Raw genomic sequence first — 14,486 nt, 5'->3', positions numbered from 1 at the left:
CCATCCTGACTCTTCTCCTTCCATACACCTTTCCTTCGATCCTGGGCTAGTTGCTACGCTTGCCGCCCAGGATGAACAGGAAGAAGAGGCTGCCTATCACAGCCGTAATGATCCCCACCGGCAGCTCCTGATAGCTGAGCAGGCAGCGCGCCAGTACATCCACCCAGATCATAAACAGGCCGCCCACCAGGGCCGTCAGCAACAGGGCGAAACGCCCCGGCAGCAATAGCCGCACCATGTGGGGCACCATCAGACCGACGAAGCCGATTCCGCCACAGTTGGCCACCAGGACGGCGGTGATCAACGAGCAGAGCAGTAGGCTGACGAGGCGTAGGCGCTGTACCCGAATGCCCAGGGTGTGGGCGGTCTCATCCCCCGCCTGAATAGCGAGGATCTGCCGCTTAAGCAGTAACAAGATGGCGCTCGCCGCCAACACCAGCAGCCAGGGCAGCCAAAGCATCTGCCAGCTCGCCTTGGCAAAGCTGCCCAGGCTCCAGAAGAGCACAGAGGCGGCCGATTGCGGCCCGGAGAAATAGAGCATCAGGCTGGCCAGCGCGCCAAACAGGAAGGAGATCGCCACCCCGGAGAGCAACATGCGCTCTATCTGGGTGTTCAGATCCCGACCGCACAGGGCCAGCACCATGAGCACGGCCAGGCTGGCGCCGATAAAGGCGCCAAGCGGCAGGCCGATACTTGCCAGAGCGCCGCCGACACCGCCCAGCAGAGTGATCACCACAACAGCCCCCAGACTGGCGCCCGATGAGATGCCAAACAGATAAGGGTCGGCCAGGGGATTACGAGTCACCGTCTGTAACACGGCGCCCGCCAGGGCCAGGCCGAAGCCGGCGATGAAGGCCAGCAGGATGCGCGGCAGGCGCAGTTCAATCAATATTCTTGCAGTCACACCGCCGGGATCGGTGCCGCTTAGCTTGGCCAGTAGCACCTCAAGCACCTCGGCCACGCCTATCTGCGCCGCGCCGAAGCTCACCGCCAGCACAGGAGTCGCCAGTGTCAGCAGCCCCAGGCAGACGAAGGCCAGGTGTTGCAGCGGGCTATAGCCTCTTCCCTGACTCAGGCTAGCGCTCATCATGGTTAGCCTCCTTCGCCTCAAAGGGCTGGTCAGCATTGTGAAGGTGATAGCCATAGAAATAGTTAATCTGCGGGTTGCCGTGCTGTGGATGGGGCGATACCTGACAGCAGACGCCGAACACTCTGGCGATCTGCGCCTCGCTCAGCACCTGTTTGGGCGAACCTTGAGCCACGGCCTTCCCCTGATCCAGCAGCAAAAGCTGATCGCACAGAGCGCTGGCGAGATTAAGGTCGTGAATCGAGATCACCACAGTCACCCCGAGGGCCTTGAGCAGCTCGAGGATCTGGATCTGATAGCGGATATCCAGGTGATTGGTAGGCTCATCGAGGATCAACAGCTTGGGCTGTTGCACTATGGCGCGGGCGATCAGCGCCCGCTGCTTCTCGCCCCCGGACAGGGAGGCGTAGGTCTGTCCGGCGCGATCCTTGAGCCCCACGGTTTCCAGGGCCTGACTCACCGCCAGGCGGTCAGCTTTAGTGGTCATGGAGAAGGCGGACTTGTGTGGGGTGAGCCCCAATGCCACCAGCTGGGCCGTGGTCATGTCGAAATGCTGGGGCGTGTCTTGCAGCACCACGGCCACCTCGCGGGCAAAGGCCCTGGCGCTCAGGCTGGCGATGGGCTGGCCAAACAGTTGGATCTCGCCGCTGCTTGGGGTGAGGAAACGATAGAGACAGCGCAGCAGGCTGGACTTGCCGGCGCCGTTGGGGCCTATGATCCCCAGCATCTTGCCTTCTGGCAGATCCAACTTGACCCCAGAGAGGATGGTGCGCTCGCCGCAGCGCCAGCTGAGATCCCGTACCGACAGCGCTGGGCGCGCGCAGGCGCCATCGCCGATGGCTGCACCAGCACCTGTGTCTGTACCTAAAATTGCATCGTCACTGGCGCCGTGAGACAGGAGTGATTCTGTTTGTGATGGCTGACTAGGGGCGCTCAAGGTCGCGCCCTCCGGGAAGCAGCGCCGAGGCGCCCTCTCCCTTGGGCCAGACTCGGCCCCGAGGTATTCTTCATCTATTGGCTCCCTCAAGTCACCCGCTTGAGATAGTGGTTAGAGAGTAGGCAGGTATCCTGACTCGTGGCCAACCGGTCGACTTAGACCTAGCGGCACACTCACAGTTGCGGGCACAGTTTGGGCTAGCGGCGCTGGGCCTTCCCCAATTCCCTATTAAGTCCGAGTTATCGCCTTGGCGATCTCGACACCATACTCCCGGCGCAGGCGGTCCCTGCGCACGGTTATTATGCTAAATTTCGCGCCCCTGGCAAGCGGGCTGCGAATTGGGCTATCACTTCAGAGCAAATCTATTACTCGGCGTCGTGCCAGTGCAGGCGCCAGTAGCCCTCTCCCGCCTTGTCGCGGTAATGTCTTATCTTGACCACGCTGCCGTAGTCCAGGCTCAGCCGGGTATAGAAGCCTACGGCGCGCTCTACCCCCAGGGCCTTGGCCATCAGGTGACGTATCACGCCGCCGTGAGTGAGCAGTAACAAGGCCTCGCCGCAATGCTGATGCACCAACTGCTCGACCACCTCGTCGACACGCCGCTCGAACTCAGCCATGGGCTCCCCCTCGGGCAGCGAATTGGCCCAAGGGTCCCGCCAATAGGCACTCAGCTCCTCACCGTGATCGGCATGCAGCTCAGGGATAGGCTGGCCATCCCAACGGCCGAAGTAGATCTCCTTGAGCCCGGCATCCAGGGCCACCTTCACCTGATTCTTAGCGGTGAGGTGCTCGGCAAATACACGGCAACGCTTGAGCGGCGAGCTGATCACCCTGTCCACCGCCTGGGGCAGCTTGGCATAGGCCAGCTGCATCTGGGCGAAGCCTATCTCGGTGAGAGGTTGATCGCTATGTCCGCGCAGCAAGTTGCCGCCTTCACATTCGCCGTGGCGCATCAAATAGAGTGTCGTTTGCGTCATAACTGCAGCATTAAACCTTTAAAATCTAGATGGTTAGCAGGATACTCTCTGGAAGTATCCCGTGGCAATGAAAGATAAATAAGACCTTGAAAAACTTTCAGATTCACCCACTATCAAGGGGAGAGCCTTTTGCCATGGGAACGCGGCTAAACCAGCATTCTTCCTCGAAGCCAAACCAGATTTAAGCTTATACTCATTTGACTTGCCCTGGGTATTATAAGTCGATTAGTATAGACGTCTATACGTTTATACATCCAAAATAAAAATAGCACGTCAAATCGATAGACGAGGCAGTTTAGGCAATAGGTCAGTTGAAGTAGGTGAAAGTTATGGCGACCCAATCCCCTGTTCGAAACGTAAGGCAGATTAACGACGCGATCCGCGCGCGGCTCAATAAGGAAATTTTGATCCTCGACGGCGCCATGGGCACCATGATCCAGAACCACAAGCTGGAGGAGGCCGACTTTCGCGGCGAGCGCTTTAAGGAGTGGCCCTGCGATCTCAAGGGTAACAACGACCTGTTGGTGCTGACCCAGCCCGAGCTTATCAAGCAGATCCACAAGGATTACCTACTGGCGGGCGCCGACATCATAGAGACCAACACCTTCAACGCCACCCAGGTGGCCATGGCCGACTATGAGATGCAGGAGCTGTCACGGGAGATCAACTTAGAGGGCGCTCGCTTGGCCCGCGCCGCCTGTGACGAGATAGCAGCAGAAACCGGCCGTCCATGCTATGTGGCCGGGGTTCTCGGCCCCACCAACCGTACCTGCTCTATCAGCCCGGATGTGAACGACCCTGGCTATCGTAATATCCATTTCGACGATCTGGTAGAGGCCTATATCGAGTCGACTCAGGCCCTTATCGAGGGCGGCGCCGACATCATCATGGTCGAGACCATCTTCGATACCCTCAACGCCAAGGCGGCGCTGTTTGCCATCGAGACATTGTTCGACCAGCTGGGCCAGCGTCTGCCCGTGATGATCTCGGGCACCATTACCGATGCCTCGGGCCGCACACTCACGGGTCAAACTACAGAAGCCTTCTACAACTCGCTACGCCACGTGAAACCGCTCTCCATCGGTCTCAACTGCGCCCTGGGGCCACAGGAGCTGCGCCCCTATGTGGAGGAGCTATCGAAGATCGCCGAGTGTTATGTGTCGGCGCACCCCAACGCCGGCCTGCCCAACGAGTTTGGCGGCTACGATGAGACCCCAGAGCAGATGGCCGAGGTGATCGGTCCCTGGGCCGAGGAAGGCCTGCTCAACATCATAGGTGGCTGCTGCGGTACCACCCCAGACCATATCAAGGCGATCCGCGCCGCCGTCATCAAGCATAGCGCCCGTAAATTGCCCGATCTGCCGGTGGCCTGTCGCCTCTCAGGCCTGGAGCCGCTGACCATAGATGCCGACTCGCTGTTTGTTAACGTGGGCGAGCGCACCAACGTGACCGGCTCGGCCAAGTTTCTACGCCTGATCAAGACGGGCGAATATGAAGAGGCGCTGTCGGTCGCCAGGGATCAGGTGGAGAACGGCGCCCAGATCATCGATATCAACATGGACGAGGGGATGCTGGACGGCGTCGAGGTGATGCAGAAGTTCCTCAACCTTATCGCCTCCGAGCCCGACATCAGCCGGGTGCCCATCATGATCGACTCCTCCAAGTGGGAGGTGATCGAGGCCGGGCTCAAGTGCATTCAAGGTAAGGGTGTGGTGAACTCCATCTCCCTCAAGGAGGGCGAGGCCAAGTTTATCGAGCAGGCCACCCTAGTGAAGCGCTACGGCGCGGCGGCCATCATCATGGCCTTCGACGAGGTGGGTCAGGCCGACACCATGGCACGCAAGATAGAGATCTGTACCCGCGCCTACCGGGTATTGGTGGATAAGGTGGGCTTCCCGCCGGAAGATATTATCTTCGACCCCAACATCTTCGCCATCGCCACCGGCATCGACGAGCATGACAACTATGCGGTGGACTTCATCGAGGCGACGCGCGAGATCAAGCGTACCCTGCCCCATGCGATGATCTCCGGCGGCGTGTCCAACGTCTCCTTCTCCTTCCGCGGTAACAACCCGGTGCGCGAGGCGATCCACGCCGTGTTCCTCTATCACGCCATTCAGGCGGGGATGGACATGGGCATAGTCAACGCCGGTCAGCTGGCGATCTATGACGACATTGACCCTGAGCTTAAGGCCAGGGTAGAGGCCGTGGTACAGAACCTGCCCTGCCCGGTGGAAGGATCGAACAATACAGAACAGCTACTGGAGATCGCCGAGCAGTACCGTGGCGACGGTGCTACGGGCGCCAAGAAGGAAGATCTCGAGTGGCGCAGCTGGCCGGTCAACAAGCGTCTGGAACACGCCCTGGTCAAGGGGATCACAGAGTTTATCGACCAGGACACCGAAGAAGCCCGCCAGCTGGCCAGCCGTCCGCTGGATGTGATCGAAGGCCCACTGATGGATGGCATGAACGTGGTCGGCGATCTGTTTGGTTCGGGCAAGATGTTCCTGCCCCAGGTGGTAAAATCGGCGCGGGTGATGAAGAAGGCGGTAGCCTACCTCAACCCCTACATAGAGGCAGAAAAAGTCGAGGGAGAGTCCAACGGCAAGATCCTCATGGTGACGGTAAAAGGCGACGTGCACGACATAGGCAAGAACATCGTCGGCGTGGTGCTGGCCTGTAACGGCTACGAGGTGGTGGATCTCGGCGTCATGGTGCCGGTCGAGAAGATCATAGAGGTCGCCAAGGCGGAAAATGTCGATATCATAGGCATGTCGGGGCTTATCACCCCGAGCTTGGATGAGATGGTGCACAATGTCAAAGCCTTCCACAAGGCGGGGCTGAATATTCCCTCCATCATAGGCGGCGCCACCTGCTCCAAGATCCATACCGCGGTGAAAATCGCCCCCCACGCCCCCGAAGGCGCCATCTATATTGCCGACGCCTCGCGCGCCGTGCCCATGGTGGCCAAGCTGATCAACAAGGAGACCCGTCAGGCGACCATAGATGCCGCCTACGAGGAATATCGGGTGATGCGCGACAAACGCAACTCACAGGCCAAGCGCAAGCAGATCGTCTCCCTGGAGGCCGCACGGGAAAATCGCTGCCAGCAAGACTGGAACGCCCATACGCCTTTCGTTCCGAATCAACTGGGCAGACAGGTGTTTGACGACTATCCGCTGGAAGACCTGGTCGATCGCATCGACTGGACGCCATTTTTCCGCAGCTGGGAGCTACACGGCCACTTCCCCAAGATCCTCGACGACGAGGTGGTGGGCGAAGAGGCGCGCAAGCTCTATCAAGATGCCAAGGCGATGCTCAAGACCATAATCGATGAGAAGTGGCTGACGGCCAAGGCGGTCATCGGCCTCTTCCCGGCCAACACGGTCAATCATGATGATATCGAGATCTACACAGACGAGAGCCGCAGCCAGGTCGAGATGATCACCCATCATCTGCGGATGCAGATAGAACGTGTGGGCAACGACAACTTCTGTCTCGCCGACTTTGTCGCACCGAAAGACTCAGGGGTTGCCGATTACATGGGTGGCTTCGCCGTCACCGCAGGACACGGCATCGACGAGCATGTGGCCCGCTTCGAGGCCAACCATGACGACTACAGCGCCATCATGCTTAAGTGTCTGGCCGACCGACTGGCCGAGGCCTTCGCCGAGCGGATGCACGAACGGGTGCGTAAGGAGTTCTGGGGCTATGCCGCCGATGAGAACCTGGATAACGAGGCGCTAATTCGAGAGAAATACAAGGGCATACGTCCGGCCCCAGGCTACCCCGCCTGCCCGGATCACACAGAGAAAGGCCTGCTGTGGGAGCTACTAAAGCCCGACGAGACCATAGATCTCAAGATCACCGAGAGCTACGCCATGTTTCCGACCGCCGCCGTCTCAGGCTGGTACTTCGCCCACCCGCAGTCACGCTACTTCGGCGTGACCAATATCGGCCGGGATCAGGTAGAGGACTACGCCAAGCGCAAAGGAATGAGTGTCGAGGAGACAGAGCGCTGGTTGGCACCGGTACTCGATTATGATGTTTAACGGGAAGTGATCTGGAGTCATCACCTTGACTCCTTTGATTACGCAAACTTCGTTTGAACGTTAGTTCAGAGGCTTCGCCTAACTAACTCATACGGCCTTACGGCCGGGGTAAGTCGTGGGTCTTCAACCCACACCCGACCAAAAGGGGAAAAGCGCCTGTTCCCCTTTTGGAAATCCCTCGGCGCCCCAGACGAAGTTGTTTTTCCTCATACTCCAATGAAAATCGCCTAACGACTCGGATGGGACTCCTGTCCCCCCGAGCCTTGCCCATCATCCATGATGGCCACACGGCATTTTCATCTGCGTATTTCGGCAACTTCGATGGGGACTTATTGTAGCATCCAACCTCATTCGCACACAGCCAAAAACCTTTAAACACCTTACATTACAGACGGTTAAGTCACATCTAAGGCGACTTATAACAGATGCCGGTTGTGGTTTAAAAGACCCCGTTGGAAGTTGCCGCAGTGGCTTGCAGAAAATCACGTGATTGAGGCAGGGATGCCGAAATAGCCTCAGGTGAGCCATGGATGGCGAATATGAGGCGATAGGGATTTTCAAAAAGACACGAAGGAGTACAACTTCGCCGGGGCGGCACGGGAAGATGCAAGAGGGGGATTGCTGGAGATCCCCCTCTTGCCCGGGTGTGGGATGGAATCCCACGACTTTCTTCGGTCACTAGACCGACTCACCTCATAACAATGGGATGGAATCCCACGATGTTAAATTAATATCCAAACAAAGTTTGAACCAATACATAAGAAAGCCGTGAGGCATCACCTCCCAAAGGGAAAGAAATAACCCCACGACTTATCTCAGCCGTCAGGCCGCACATTCCCTGGTGTGGAACGGAGTTCCACGACTTACAACGGTCATCAGACCGACACTCCCCTGTTATCTATCTAAATTCATCACCTTGACCCAGGCGGCGACGAAATCATCGACAAACTTCTGCTTAGAGGTATCGAAGGCATAAACCTCGGCAACCGCGCGCAGTTCAGAGTTAGAGCCGAAGATGAGATCCACCGAGGTAGCGGTCCACTTAGGTTTGCCGCTGCTGCGATCCAGCCCCTGATAGATGCCATCGACATCTGACTTCTGCCACAGGGTCGACATGTCTAACAGGTTGACGAAGAAGTCATTGTTAAGTGTGCCGGGACGCTGGGTCAACACCCCGTGCTTAGCCCCTTGATAGTTGGCATCGAGAGCACGCAGGCCACCGACTAACACAGTCATCTCGGGCACCGTCAGATCCAGCTGGTCGGCCTTATCCACCAGCATCTCGGTGGGCGACTTATAGCTGTGGTTTACGTCGAAGTAGTTTCTAAAGCCGTCGGCATGCAGCTCCAGCAGGCTAAAGGAGTTTTCGTCCGTCTGCGCCTGTGTGGCATCACCTCGTCCTGAGGTGAAAGGCACGGCGACCTCAAAGCCCGCCTGCTTGGCGGCCTGCTCTACGGCGCTAGCCCCCGCGAGTACGATAAGGTCGGCCAAGGAAACCTGACGCTTGCCGGCGCCCTTATTAAAGTCGGCGCGAATCGCCTCCAGCGTCTTAAGCACCTTGGCAGTTTCGGCTGGGTTGTTCACCGCCCAATCCTTCTGCGGAGCCAGCGCGATACGAGCACCATTGGCGCCGCCACGCATATCTGATTGACGATAGCTGGCCGCCGACGCCCAGGCCAGGCGCACACGCTCGGCAACGCTCAGCCCAGACTTGCTGATGGCTTTTTTAAGCTGCTTGATATCGCCGGCGCTGAGACGCGATTGGGTCTTATCATCGATTGGGTCTTGCCAGATGAAGCTCCCCTGAGGCACCTCTTTACCGAGGAAGTTACGGGCAGGCCCCATGTCTCTGTGGGTCAACTTGTACCAGGCCTTGGCAAAGGCCAAGCGATACTCTTCCGGGTCGGCCAGGAAGCGCTCGGCGATCTTTCGATACTCTGGGTCATACTTGAGCGCGAGATCCGCCGTGGTCATCACAGGCGCATGAAACTTACCTTTGACATGAGCATCGGGCACGGCCTTGTGCACCGACTCGTCGGTTGGGATCCACTGGATCGCACCGGCAGGACTGCGGGTCTGTTGCCAGTCGTAGGTCAGCAGGTTACTCAGATAGAGCGAGGTCCACTTGGTCGGTGCCTGAGTCCAGGCCCCTTCTAAACCACTGGTGATGGTATCTTCTGAGTGGCCCTTGCCACACTTGTTGTGCCAGCCCAGCCCCTGGGCTTCGATGCCTGCCGCGGCAGGTTCTGCCCCCAGACAATCTTTCGGCTTGTGTGCGCCGTGCATCTTACCGAAGGTATGGCCGCCGGCGATAAGCGCCAGGGTTTCCTCATCATTCATCGCCATGCGGGAGAAGGCGGTGCGGATATTCTTGGCCGAACCAAGCGGATCTGGCACCCCTTTCGGGCCTTCCGGATTGACATAGATAAGCCCCATGTGGGTGGCGCCTAAGGGCCTTTGCAGCTTGCCATCTCTGTCTTCACGATCGCTGGCGAGCATCTCGACCTCCGGTCCCCAGTACACCATGTCTGGCTCCCAGTCGTCGTTACGACCACCGGCAAAACCGAAAGTCTTGAAGCCCATGTTTTCCAGGGCGACGTTGCCCGCGAGCACAATGAGATCAGACCAAGAGAGCGCCTCGCCATATTTCTGTTTCACCGGCCAGAGCAGGCGGCGCGCCTTGTCCAGGCTGGCGTTATCGGGCCAGCTGTTTAACGGCTCGAATCGCTGCTGTCCGCCACCGGCACCACCACGGCCATCCAAGGTGCGATAGGTACCTGCGCTGTGCCAGGTCATGCGGATGAAGAAAGGACCATAGTTGCCGTAGTCGGCTGGCCACCAATCCTGCGATTGGGTGAGTAGCTGGTCGATATCGGTTTTTACCTGGTCGAGATCCAGCGAGTTGAAGGCCTTGGCGTAGTCGAAACTCTCGCCGTAGGGATTGGAGCGGGAGTCGTGATCCCGCAGCGGGGAAAGATCCAATTGATCGGGCCACCAAAACTGTTTGCTCTTGGGTTGAAACGCTTTGGCGGTGCCAGTGGCAGCAGCCCCTTTGGGCTTAGTCATCTGTGCGGATTCTTGCTCATCGGCGACGGCAGGGTTAAACACCAACAAGGCACTCACTAACGCCGCGAGCGTTTGCTTGTTTACTGTTTTTCCTTTCATGGTTAGCTTCCTTCAGGTTAATTGCGCTTCGCCGAGGCGAAGCCTGTTGTCAGCCCAGAGTGGATTTCGCCAAGCCACAAAAAACAAAAAAGAGACAGCAAGCGGCAAGGCTAAATTTCCAGGGCATTATTTAGTCATCAGGAATATATTAGAAGCAAGATGCTAAAAGCATATATCGAATAAAAACGATTATCTTAATCGAAAATAATTAGACCTTTTTAGTGGCGAAAACCACAGTTCTGACCATAGCCCGACAAACCTCTGCCGATCCCCGTCTCAAAAAGATCGGCACAACCATTTCAACGAAGGTACTAGCAACAACAATACAGGTCGTGGCTACAACAAATCCCCATCGAAGTTGCCGACGACTGCATGGATGCAGAAGGTAGAGCGAAGCCGGATGCCAGAGCCAAAATGCGTAGATGAAAATGCCGTATAGCCATCATGGAGGATGGCTAAGGCTCGGGGGACAGGAGTCCCATCCGAGTCGTTAGGCGATTTTCATTGGAGTATGAGGCTCCTAACCAATGCAGTTAACTTCGTCTGGGACGGCACGGGGAGATGCAAGGTGAATAATCATCTTTGATGATTGTGCTTACGAACGAGAGGCAGGGATGCCGAACTGGCTTTTATATAGGGATATATTTGGGGATTGCTGGAAATCCCCCTCTTGCCCTGGTGTGGAACGGAGTTCCACGACTTACCTCGGCCGTCAGGCCGCACATTCCAAGATATGGGATGAAAACCCACGACTTTCTTCAGCCGCCAGATCAACTCCCCCACGTGTGAGGAATAGAATCTCAAACGAGGTTTGCCCCCACTCCCCCTAGACCCAGCTAACACCTTGATCTACTATGCCCACTCACCAGGATGTCTGGTCTCTACCAGCTGGCAACAAGGATTTAAGAAAATGGAAGTCACACTCACCCCGAGCAATGCACTCGAAACTGCCCTGCAGGCGGCACTTGCCGATCACACCCAGGCCAAAACCCTCTATGAACAGCTAATTAAGGCCAGGCTCTACCTGCTGAGCGATGGCCAAGAAACGCCTCAGTCCGATGGCACCACAGAGCTCTCCATCATGCAATGGCACATCCCCGTCAGCGATGTTCAGGTGCACTACTTCGTCCCGCTGTTTACCTCCCAGGAGGCGGTCGATCAGGCCAAGGCCATCATGGAGAGCGAGGGCAGTGAATTTCACGGTCAGATAGAGATAGATGCGCCTCAGGCATTTCAGCTGCTGCTGAGCAACCAGATGGATATGGCGCTTAACCCCAATAGTAATCTATCGAAAGTCGTCAGCAGCGATGAGATCCGCTATATGTTGCTGCCCGACATGGCGCTACTTCCCCAGGGCAATCAGCTCCTGCTGCTGGGCAAGGTTCTTGATGATGGGCTGCCCATGTTTGGCGCGGTGCGCCAAATATTGGCTAACTACCCCAGCGTCAAGGCGGGCTATTTCATCGAAACATGCGAGCTGGATATCCGCCGCGGCGGCACAGACAGCGCCTTCACCCTGGCGCTCACCCTGGAGGGAGACAGGATTAGCGATGATTTCAGCCGCATTCGCAGCGATTGCCGCAACCTACATAGAGAGATAGAGCTTCATGGCTGGGAGATACGCCCCTACCTGTTAAGAAGTGACAAACATGATGAGATAAGCGACTTCTGCCTGAAGAAGCTTGAGCCCTTCTATCGCCCTTCGCTGCTGAGCAAATTCAAGACCTGGTTTAGCTGATCGGCAAGCCAGGCTCGGCGGGTGACTTAATCGATGAAAAGCGCTACTCAGTCAGCAGAAAAAACGGCTTTAAGTCAGCGGTGAAAAGTGCACTCAGCCAGCATTGGGGCCTGGCTGAACTATACTTAGCGATAACGTTTCACAACGTTAACGAGGCAAGTATATGAGTATTTCAAACCGCTTAAATCACTACCTGGCGGAACATGAAGTGAACTATGAGATAGTGCTGCACCGCCACAGCCACAACTCTATCAGTTCGGCCATTGCCGCCCAGCTGGCCCCCGCCCAAGTCGCCAAGGGGGTGATTCTGGAGGATCATCAGGGACGCAGGGTCATGGCTGTGCTACCCACCAATCATAAGATCAACCTCAAGGCGCTGGGCGACAAGCTCAACCGCGATCTGCATCTGGTGAAGGAGCAAACCGTCTACCAAATGTTTGACGATTGCGAGCATGGCGCCATCCCCTCCCTCGGCGCGGCCTACAATATCGAGACCATCTACGACGACCTGCTGATCGAGGCCAAGGAGCTCTACCTCGAGGCCGGCGATCACACCAGCCTGGTCAGGCTCAGCCGGGAAGATTTCATCAAGCTGATCAAAGACGCGAAACACCTGAGATTCAGCTATCAGAGCATCCACTAGCACCCGCTTATCGGGGAAGCCGCGGCTTCCCTTTTTTCTGCACAGGCTCACGCTCAAGGCACTTAGGTAACCTATCCACTGGCAACGAGGGCCAGTTGCGGCATAATAGGTCGACCTAACACAGCTTTTAAGTGAATGAATCATGATATTAATTACCGGTGCCAGCAGCGGCCTGGGGGCAGCCCTCGCTAGGCGTTATGCCAACATGGGGGAGCAGGTGGTGATCTCGGGGCGCGATCAAGCCAGGCTTGCCAGCGTGGCGCAGAGCAGTTGCGGCCTTCATCCTCTGAGTGCCGACCTATGCAACGAACAGAGCGTAGCGACCCTGTTAGATGGGGTCGACGCCATGAGCGGCGCCTCACCACTCGGCACCGTGATTCACTGCGCCGGCAGCGGCTACTTCGGCCCCATCGCCGAGCAGCAGGCCGATGAGATCCACAAGCTGATGCAGAACAACGTCACCTCCAGCATCTTGCTGGTACGCGAACTGGTGAAACGCTATCAGGACACGCCGCTGCATCTGGTGGTGGTGATGTCGACGGCGGCCCAGCAGCCCAAGGCGGGGGAGTCGACCTACTGCGCGGCGAAATGGGCCGTACGCGGCTTTATCGAGTCGGTGCGTCTGGAACTCAAGGGCAAGCCGATGAAGATCATCGCCGTCTATCCCGGCGGCATGGACACAGGCTTCTGGCCTAGCAGCGGTAAGTCTCTCGATACCTCCAGCTTCATGAGCGCAGACGAAGCCGCCGAGATGCTACAGGGCGCCCTGAAGGCCACCGCCCATGGCCATATAGCCGATATCACCATCGCAAGAGGTTAGGCTGGGCTAGCGCTAAGTTAGACTAACAGCAGAAGAACAACAAAGGCTCGGACTGAAGGCAAATTCAGTACCGAGCCTTTGTTACCCCCTAGTTACAGGCGAAGCCATAGCTGGTCTTATCCGGCCGGGCTCCTGCCTGCTTGGTGACTGTACAGTAGATCTTGCCGTGCTTGTTAGGAACCGAACCTTCGATCCCCATGCCTCGCATCAGCTCGGCGTAACTCTGTGCCTGAGCCAGACTTCCACCGAAACCATAACCGTCACTGGCTATCTCAGAAAGCGGCACTCGTTTACCTAGGTTGTCTCTTGCCAGTTCGGGAATGGCTTTGAAGGCTAATCGCAATTGATCATCGAATGCCTTTAGACGGATATCGACCAGGATTTGGGAGGAGTCTGATAAACTGACGACCCAGGAACGCTCTTGCGTCAAAAGCCCCAAGATGGTCGCAACATTTCGGTAGCTAAAACCGAGCGCATTACCGAGTCGTTGCACCTGATGACTCAACCGGGTGACCCGTTCATTGAGTCTTGAGAGATCTGCGCTACTTAAGTCGGTCGCTAGAACGCCCTCAAAATCGGCGGTCTCCCTTAAGGCGTCGGCAACCGTGATAAACCCCGTATCTGGCGGCAATTTAATGCCCTGCTTTGCCTGTTTGGCTAGCTGCAAATTGATGGCCTTGAGTTCGGCCAATGCGCTAGCGGCTTCGAGCAGATGTGGCTTGTCGCTATTAATCTCGACAACATAGGGGGCCGAAGCGGTCGCCGGACTATCTTCTGCGTAGCGCAGCCTGAACTCGGTCGCCGTCGCCTTCTCTCTGTCCAGGACAACCAGACTCTCATAAGCATTTTTTTCAGCGCCACTTATTTCAGAGCCACTCGTCTCTAGGGAATGAGTCGCTTCCACATGTATCTCTATCAGGGCGTTAAGTTTCGTCTGAGTACAATTATCACAAACATATAGCTGAGTCGCCTGGAGGTTTACGCAATAGAGGGCGGTTAAGCATAGGCAGCGTGCAATTGTTTTTTTCATCGCAATCTCCTTGATTTGAGTTTGTCATCCGTAACAA

General features: G+C 56.9%; 9 protein-coding genes and 1 riboswitch. Of the genes, 4 read left to right on the top strand and 5 right to left on the bottom strand.

Going from position 1 to position 14,486, the window contains the following annotated elements:
• Positions 1-46: 46 nt before the first annotated feature.
• From K0H80_RS03620 to K0H80_RS03610, 3 genes are all read right to left on the bottom strand, one after another.
• Positions 47-1,090 (bottom strand): FecCD family ABC transporter permease, encoded by a 1,044-nt coding sequence (locus K0H80_RS03620; RefSeq protein WP_220073128.1) that lies wholly within the window; start codon positions 1,088-1,090, stop codon positions 47-49.
• Positions 1,077-2,024, bottom strand: coding sequence for an ABC transporter ATP-binding protein (locus K0H80_RS03615; RefSeq protein ID WP_220073127.1), 948 nt, complete (start codon positions 2,022-2,024; stop codon positions 1,077-1,079). Before K0H80_RS03615 ends, K0H80_RS03620 begins: the two co-directional genes overlap by 14 nt.
• 104 nt (positions 2,025-2,128) lie before the next feature.
• A riboswitch (cobalamin riboswitch) is annotated at positions 2,129-2,307 on the bottom strand.
• An 82-nt stretch (positions 2,308-2,389) separates the two neighbouring features.
• Positions 2,390-3,001 carry a histidine phosphatase family protein gene (locus tag K0H80_RS03610; RefSeq protein ID WP_220073126.1) on the bottom strand — a complete coding sequence of 204 codons (612 nt, stop codon included), beginning with the start codon at positions 2,999-3,001 and terminating at the stop codon, positions 2,390-2,392.
• 329 nt (positions 3,002-3,330) lie between these two features.
• Between K0H80_RS03610 and metH the strand changes: the two genes are divergently transcribed.
• On the top strand, positions 3,331-7,053 hold the full coding sequence (gene metH, locus K0H80_RS03605) for a methionine synthase (RefSeq protein ID WP_220073125.1): 3,723 nt from the start codon (positions 3,331-3,333) through the stop codon (positions 7,051-7,053).
• A gap of 894 nt (positions 7,054-7,947) precedes the next feature.
• On the opposite strand, the gene katG is transcribed toward metH, so the two are convergent.
• Entirely contained in the window at positions 7,948-10,218 is a 2,271-nt protein-coding gene (katG, locus tag K0H80_RS03600; RefSeq protein WP_286670254.1) for a catalase/peroxidase HPI, read from the bottom strand.
• Positions 10,219-11,128: 910 nt separating this feature from the next.
• Between katG and K0H80_RS03595 the strand changes: the two genes are divergently transcribed.
• From K0H80_RS03595 to K0H80_RS03585, 3 genes are all read left to right on the top strand, one after another.
• Positions 11,129-11,956, top strand: a complete 828-nt coding sequence (locus K0H80_RS03595) for an SseB family protein (protein WP_220073124.1) — start codon at positions 11,129-11,131, stop codon at positions 11,954-11,956.
• Positions 11,957-12,119: 163 nt separating this feature from the next.
• The gene (locus K0H80_RS03590) at positions 12,120-12,599 is read left to right on the top strand and encodes a YbaK/EbsC family protein (RefSeq protein WP_011864513.1); all 480 of its coding nucleotides are present in this window, start codon (positions 12,120-12,122) and stop codon (positions 12,597-12,599) included.
• A 142-nt stretch (positions 12,600-12,741) separates the two neighbouring features.
• The gene (locus K0H80_RS03585; RefSeq protein WP_220073123.1) at positions 12,742-13,419 is read left to right on the top strand and encodes an SDR family NAD(P)-dependent oxidoreductase; all 678 of its coding nucleotides are present in this window, start codon (positions 12,742-12,744) and stop codon (positions 13,417-13,419) included.
• An 88-nt stretch (positions 13,420-13,507) separates the two neighbouring features.
• Here the strand turns inward: K0H80_RS03585 and K0H80_RS03580 are convergent, their stop codons facing one another.
• Positions 13,508-14,449, bottom strand: coding sequence for a hypothetical protein (locus tag K0H80_RS03580; protein ID WP_220073122.1), 942 nt, complete (start codon positions 14,447-14,449; stop codon positions 13,508-13,510).
• Positions 14,450-14,486: the final 37 nt, after the last annotated feature.

It is taken from the genome of Shewanella aegiceratis (assembly GCF_019457495.1).
Classification (GTDB): Bacteria; Pseudomonadota; Gammaproteobacteria; order Enterobacterales; family Shewanellaceae; genus Shewanella; species Shewanella loihica.
The sequence above is the reverse complement of the archived record's forward strand: the minus strand, read 5'-3'. Positions and strand labels throughout refer to the sequence as shown.

Bases quoted from the DNA above. Each gene is read 5' to 3' on its own strand.
- K0H80_RS03585 (WP_220073123.1), top strand. From the start codon at position 12,742: ATGATATTAATTACCGGTGCCAGCAGCGGCCTGGGGGCAGCCCTCGCT.
- K0H80_RS03620 (WP_220073128.1), bottom strand. From the start codon at position 1,090: ATGATGAGCGCTAGCCTGAGTCAGGGAAGAGGCTATAGCCCGCTGCAA.
- K0H80_RS03580 (WP_220073122.1), bottom strand. From the start codon at position 14,449: ATGAAAAAAACAATTGCACGCTGCCTATGCTTAACCGCCCTCTATTGC.
- K0H80_RS03590 (WP_011864513.1), top strand. From the start codon at position 12,120: ATGAGTATTTCAAACCGCTTAAATCACTACCTGGCGGAACATGAAGTG.
- metH (WP_220073125.1), top strand. From the start codon at position 3,331: ATGGCGACCCAATCCCCTGTTCGAAACGTAAGGCAGATTAACGACGCG.
- katG (WP_286670254.1), bottom strand. From the start codon at position 10,218: ATGAAAGGAAAAACAGTAAACAAGCAAACGCTCGCGGCGTTAGTGAGT.
- K0H80_RS03595 (WP_220073124.1), top strand. From the start codon at position 11,129: ATGGAAGTCACACTCACCCCGAGCAATGCACTCGAAACTGCCCTGCAG.
- K0H80_RS03610 (WP_220073126.1), bottom strand. From the start codon at position 3,001: ATGACGCAAACGACACTCTATTTGATGCGCCACGGCGAATGTGAAGGC.